The organism is Pseudomonas rossensis, from assembly GCF_039888995.1.
GTDB lineage: Bacteria > Pseudomonadota > Gammaproteobacteria > Pseudomonadales > Pseudomonadaceae > Aquipseudomonas > Aquipseudomonas rossensis.
Genome location: NZ_JBBWCB010000224.1, coordinates 1 through 5,767, shown reverse-complemented (window position 1 = coordinate 5,767; position 5,767 = coordinate 1). Strand labels below are relative to the sequence as shown.

The following is a 5,767-nucleotide window of genomic DNA, read 5'->3' as shown; positions in this document are numbered from 1 at the left end:
AGCTGTCGAGTGAAACGAGGCTGCGATCTTTTCACCCCCCCTACCGCAATCGCCCATATCCCAGCGCTTCAGCCTCTTGCTGATAGTCGAGCACAATCTGATAGTCGCTTTCGCCGGCCGGCAATACCTCTTGCAGACCGAGGATTTCCCTGACTTCGGGCAATGCCTGCAACGTCGTGTTCATCGCCTGCCGCAGCGCCTCGGCCTGTTCATCGGTGACGGTCGCGGCGGTGATGAACGGCAAGGTCGGACTGAACGCACTTCGCGCGATGACCCGCAGGCCGGTCACTTCTTCTTCGGCGTGCTGCGCCAGATAGGCAAAGGTGACGCTGTCGATGGCTGCCAGGTCCGCTGTTTCTTCACGCAACCCGCGCAGGCTTTCTCGGTGGCTGCCGCTGATACCGACACTGGCGAAGAACTGCCCCTCTCGATGCAACGGCGCCAGTCGGTGACGCAACAGGTTCATGCCGCTGTTGGAGTCTTCGCCATTGATCACCCCACGACTGTCGCGAAAGGCCGGCAGGCTGCGCCGTGGATCATCGGCGCGACTCAGCAACAGGCTGCAATGGTTGCCGCCGTTGCTGTCCGGCAGTTCATAGCGAGGACGACCGATGACCCGGACCCGACCGCGCAACGCGGTCATCAGCGGGTAGCCGCAGGTTTGGGTCAGCAGCAAGTGCGGGGACAGCCAGAGGTCCATCAGCGAAAGGCCCTCGGCGTTGCGGCGGGTGGCACCCAGTCGCTCGAGCATTCGCGTCAGCCAGCGCTCGTTGGCCTCGCGGATCGGCTCGGGGGCGACGTACATCAGTAATTCAGCGAAGTGTTGTGTCATCAAAAATTTCCCGGCAACGAAATTCCCTGTGGGAGCGGGCTTGCCCGCGAATGCAATCGGCCTGACAACAATGATGTTGGATGTGCCGGCCCCTTCGCGGCGGTGCGGCGATCCGACAAGCCCGCTCCCACAGGGTTCTGTGGTGGTCATGCCTCAGTGGAATGGATGTCGCGGGCTATCGATGGCTTTCACTCCATTCTCCCGCCACAACTGGCCATAACCCTGCACCAGAAACCCGCCGCTGCGCGCCAGCCATTGCTCGCGACGCGCGCGGTAGGCGCGGGGCAAGTCGTACCAGGGCAGCCCCGGCAAATCGTGATGCACCAGGTGCAGATTGAGGTTGAGGAACAGCCAGCGCCACGGCCAGGCGGCTTCATTGATGACCGTCCTTTGCTCGGGCTCGGCGTGGGGACGGTGTTCATAGTAGGAGCGAATCATCGCAATCGATAGCGCCGGCACGCTGATCAGTAACAGGTAATGCCACACCGGCAGCACGCTGTAGTGGGCGATAAACAGCAACATCAGCAGGGTCAACGTGCCGTGGGTGAGACACATCAACCAGGCCTGCCGCTCACCTGCTTTTAGACGTTGCAGCTCTTCCCGGGCCAGCGCCAGCAAGGCCAGCGGTGCGCCGAGGACGAAGCGTCCGAGTACAGTTTTGTTCAGCCAGTGCAGACTCTGTTCGAACAGTGAACTGCCCTGCCACTGCTCGGCGCTCAGGTAACGGCTTTCCGGATCGCGACGCGGGAGGGTCAGGTCTTCGTCGCGGTGATGCAACAAATGGCTGTCGCGATACAGGGTGTAGGGATACCAGACGGCGAACGGCGCGTAGCCGAGGACTTTATTGAGCAATGTCCAACGGGTCGGATGCCCGTGAAGCAATTCGTGCTGCACCGATAACCAGAGCACCACCAGCGGAATCAACAGCACAGTGCTCCACCAGAGCCCCAGCCGATGGCTCCCCAAAACAATGCTGAACCAACCAGCGTACACGCCGACCAGCAACAGCCAGGTCGGCCACTCGGTGCGAGCGGTCAGGCGTTGGTGCAGGGTTTCGATTTCTTCTCGGTGGGCAGTATCGAAGTAATGGGGCATGGCGTTGCTCAGATCGGGGACCAGTCCCCTTCTGTGCAATGGCGCAGGGTTTTCTTGCAGATTATTTGGTTATTTCGTCAGAAGCAGCGGGAGCCCGAGGCCGGGCTCCCTTGTCACGGGATCAATGACCGAACACATCCACCTTCTTGGCCTTCTTGTCCGCGCGCTTTTCATCGGCGGTTTTTGCCGGTTTTTTCTTTGCCGCTTTTTTTGAATCCATGCCTTTGGCCATGATACGTACTCCACTCATACGGGATGTGAGATCAGGTATACACCTATCGCTGCGCTCGCGTTCTTTTATAATCGCCCGCTTTGCGCACCGACAGTCGAAGACCATGCCCAACACTCAGTACACCTTGCTCGCCGAGCCTTTATGGCCCTTGATGAACAAGTTTTATCGCGCTCACCAATCGTCGATGAAAGCGGTCCGCGACGCTCAACTCTGGGTGGCCAGGCGCGAGGAGATCATTGGCGCGCTGTGTTTGCGACCGGTGGCGGACGGGCATTGGCTGACGGGTTTGTTTGTCGATCCGGCCTGCCGTGAACAGGGCATCGCTGCGGCGCTGATCGCCGAGGCGGTGCGCGGTCTCGACCAACCGGTCTGGCTGTTCTGCCACCCCGACTTGCGGGGCTTTTATGAACGCCGAGGGTTTTCCTTTGATCCGCAAATGCCTTACGCCATGACCGAACGCTTGAGCCGCTACGCGCGCAGCAAACCGATGATCGCCATGGGCCTGGAACCGTTGGTGAGTTCGACTTGTGGGAGCGAGCCTGCTCGCGAAGGCGGCGTGTCATTCGACATCATCGTTGAATGACCCACCGCTTTCGCGAGCAGGCTCGCTCCCACAGGGGTTTGTGGTGTTTTCGGATCAGTCGTCGGCGTTAGGATCGAGATCCGGAAACATCACGTCGGTAAACCCGAACTTGCTGAAGTCACTGATGCGCGACGGGTACAACCGGCCGATCAGGTGATCGCATTCATGCTGTACCACTCGCGCATGGAATCCCTCGGCGATGCGCACAATCGGCTGCCCTTTGGGATCGAAACCTTCGTAACGAATGTGCTGATAGCGATCCACCGCGCCACGCAGGCCGGGCACCGACAGGCAGCCTTCGAAACCCTCTTCCAGCGTCGGGCTCAACGGCGTGATCAACGGGTTGATCAGAATCGTCTGCGGCACGGCTTCGGCGTCCGGATAGCGTTCGCTGTGCTCGAAACCGAAGATCACCAGTTGCAGGTCGACGCCGATCTGCGGCGCAGCCAGGCCAACGCCGCCGACGCTTTCCATGGTCTGGAACATGTCGTCGATCAGTTGCCACAGCTCCGGGCTGTCGAACATTTCGGCCGGGACCGGCGGGGCAATGCGCAGCAGGCGCTCGTCGCCCATTTTCAGAATTTCACGGATCATTTGATGACTTCGTCAGTGGTCGGCTTGATCGAGTGGTCCCGACCCAGTCCCGAAACATGTTGTTTGGGTTCGTGGTCATGCTCGCCGGGGACCTTTTCGCCAGGGTCCTTGCCCTCGGTGGACATGTGTTCGATCACGGCATTCATCTCCGCGCCGAGCAACAGCACTGCGGCGGAAATGTAGAAGTACAGCAACAGCACGATGATCGCGCCGATACTGCCATACATGGCGTTGTAGTTGGCGAACGTCTTGACGTACAGGCCGAAACCCAGCGACGCGATGATCCACACCACCACCGCCAGCACCGAGCCAGGGGTGATGAAACGAAACTCCTGTTTGACGTCGGGCATGACGTAGTAAATCAGCGCCACCGCCATCATCAACAGAATCACGACCACCGGCCAGCGCACGATGGTCCAGAGGGTCACGATGAATTCTTCAAGGCCGACTTGCGAGGCGATCCAGCCCATCACCTGCGGCCCGAGCACCATCAGCGCAGCGGCCACCAGCAGCATGCCGGCTATGCCGATGGTGTAGAAAATCGACAGCGGGAAACGCTTCCACGCCGGCCGGCCTTCGACTACGTCGTAGGCGGCGTTCATCGCGCTCATCATCAGCCGCACACCCGCAGACGCGGTCCACAGGGCAATCACGATACCGATCGACAGCAAACCACCCTCGGATTGCTGGAGCTGGTCGATGACCGGGTTCACCTGTTCCAGCGCCTGGGGCGGCAGGACCAGTTCCGATTGCAGGCGCAGCCAGGAGAAGAAGTCCGGCAGGTGCAGGAAACCGATCAGGGCGATCAGAAACAGAATGAAGGGAAACAGCGAGAACAGCATCTGATAGGCCAACGCCGAGGCATAGGTCGACATCTCGTCGTCGACGAACTCGGTGATCGTGCGCACCATGACACGGTGCAGGCGCTGACCTTTCATGTGAGGGAAAAACATTAGCGTCTCCTTTCGCCGCAAAAAAGGTTGAAGTCGTGGCGACTCAGGGGCCGTTTTCTACATCAAAGTAGCCTACTTGGCGAGTTTGAAACAATTTCCTTGTGCAAGTTCAGGCTGACACAAAAACGGCCATCCGTGGATGGCCGTTTCTGTTGCTCGTCAAAGGCCGGATCACGCCTTATCGATGCCTTTCTTGATCGCGTCTTTGGCTTTGCCAACCGCTTGCTGGGCTTCGCCTTTCCTTTCCTGCACCGCGCCTTCGGTGCGCATTTTGTCGTTGCCGGTTGCCTTGCCGACGCCTTGTTTGACGTTGCCGACTGCTTCGTTGGCCAAGCCTTTTGCTTTATCGCCAGTGCTGCTCATGGTGTTTCTCCTGTGAACATTCAACGGAAAAAGTCGTTACACAAGAATTGACCGGAGGCGTTTGCACGGAGTTTCATTTATTTTCACGGTGACATTTCATCGTTCAGTGCAGGTTGGGCTTTATGTTTGCCGACCAACCCCCGAGAATGCGCAACGTATTCAGGCCATGGCGCTGAAGATCCAATCCCGTAGGAATGTTATGAAACTCGATAAAAAGCAGGCCATTGCCCGCAGAAACCAGGAACTTGGCGGTGCTGTGCTTGGCGTCAACAACTGCCATTTCACCGAATTGAACCGCAACCGCAACATCTGGTGGTTTGATATTCCAGTCGCGCGCCTGGCCGTTGGTCAGTACGAATGGGTTCACCTGCTGATGCACACCCCGGATACCAACGAACTGCTGCACCTGAAAGTGCCGACGGTGTTCCTGCGCGAGAAGCTCGAAGGTCTGGTGGTGCGCAACGAAGGTAAACGCAAAGCGGCCCTGAGCCTGGAACTGAGCGCCGACAAGGACTCGTACCTCCAGGACATGCGCCCGGCGGGTACCAACGTCAATTTCGCGCAGTTCCGCCTTTAAAAGCAAAAGATCGTCCGAACGCGGCCCGAACCTTCGGCAGCTCCTACATGGGATTGATGTACACCCTGTAGGAGCTGCCGAAGCGGACGATCTTTTGATCTTCAACAAAAAGCCCCGCATTTGCGGGGCTTTTGTTTGTTACGCGCTTACCTTCTTGACGCCGAGCTTCTTCAGCTCTTCGTCGCGCAACTCGCGGCGCAGGATCTTGCCGACGTTGGTGGTCGGCAGCGCGTCGCGGAACTCCACGGAGCGCGGAACCTTGTAGCCGGTGACGTTGGCGCGCATGTGCTCCATCACCTGTTCCTTGGTCAGGGTCACGCCCGGTTTGGCGACGATGAAGATCTTGATCGCCTCGCCCGACTTCTCGTCCGGCACGCCGATGGCTGCGCATTGCAGCACGCCCGGCAGGGTCGCCAGCACGTCTTCCAGTTCGTTCGGGTACACGTTGAAACCGGAGACCAGAATCATGTCTTTCTTGCGATCGACGATGCGCATGTAACCGTCAGGCTGGATCAGCGCGATGTCACCGGTCTTCAAC

The 5,767-nt window shown here is 59.0% G+C and carries 8 protein-coding genes; 2 read left to right on the top strand and 6 right to left on the bottom strand.

Features of this window, described 5'->3' with window-relative positions; translation table 11 throughout:
• Nucleotides 1-40: 40 nt before the first annotated feature.
• Both WLY71_RS29355 and WLY71_RS29350 read right to left on the bottom strand, forming a co-directional pair.
• Nucleotides 41-832, bottom strand: a complete 792-nt coding sequence (locus WLY71_RS29355; protein ID WP_347806361.1) for a phosphate/phosphite/phosphonate ABC transporter substrate-binding protein — start codon at nucleotides 830-832, stop codon at nucleotides 41-43.
• Nucleotides 833-985: 153 nt separating this feature from the next.
• Entirely contained in the window at nucleotides 986-1,927 is a 942-nt protein-coding gene (locus WLY71_RS29350; RefSeq protein WP_347806360.1) for a fatty acid desaturase, read from the bottom strand.
• 335 nt (nucleotides 1,928-2,262) lie between these two features.
• Here WLY71_RS29350 and WLY71_RS29345 point away from each other — a divergent pair, with 335 nt between their 5' ends.
• Nucleotides 2,263-2,742 carry a GNAT family N-acetyltransferase gene (locus WLY71_RS29345; protein ID WP_347806359.1) on the top strand — a complete coding sequence of 160 codons (480 nt, stop codon included), beginning with the start codon at nucleotides 2,263-2,265 and terminating at the stop codon, nucleotides 2,740-2,742.
• Nucleotides 2,743-2,796: 54 nt separating this feature from the next.
• On the opposite strand, the gene def is transcribed toward WLY71_RS29345, so the two are convergent.
• The 3 genes from def to WLY71_RS29325 form a co-directional block, all read right to left on the bottom strand.
• The gene (def, locus tag WLY71_RS29335; protein WP_347806358.1) at nucleotides 2,797-3,336 is read right to left on the bottom strand and encodes a peptide deformylase; all 540 of its coding nucleotides are present in this window, start codon (nucleotides 3,334-3,336) and stop codon (nucleotides 2,797-2,799) included.
• Nucleotides 3,333-4,289 (bottom strand): YihY/virulence factor BrkB family protein, encoded by a 957-nt coding sequence (locus WLY71_RS29330; protein WP_347806357.1) that lies wholly within the window; start codon nucleotides 4,287-4,289, stop codon nucleotides 3,333-3,335. The genes def and WLY71_RS29330 overlap by 4 nt, the downstream gene beginning before the upstream one ends.
• A gap of 171 nt (nucleotides 4,290-4,460) precedes the next feature.
• A complete protein-coding gene (locus WLY71_RS29325) occupies nucleotides 4,461-4,652 on the bottom strand; it encodes a CsbD family protein (protein WP_347806356.1) in 192 nt (63 codons plus the stop codon).
• A gap of 199 nt (nucleotides 4,653-4,851) precedes the next feature.
• Here WLY71_RS29325 and WLY71_RS29320 point away from each other — a divergent pair, with 199 nt between their 5' ends.
• Nucleotides 4,852-5,229 (top strand): hypothetical protein, encoded by a 378-nt coding sequence (locus tag WLY71_RS29320; protein WP_347806355.1) that lies wholly within the window; start codon nucleotides 4,852-4,854, stop codon nucleotides 5,227-5,229.
• 138 nt (nucleotides 5,230-5,367) lie between these two features.
• Here WLY71_RS29320 and WLY71_RS29315 read toward each other — a convergent pair.
• Nucleotides 5,368-5,767, bottom strand: a 400-nt coding sequence (locus tag WLY71_RS29315) for an AMP-binding enzyme (protein ID WP_425589974.1), incomplete at its 5' end; no start/stop codon positions are given.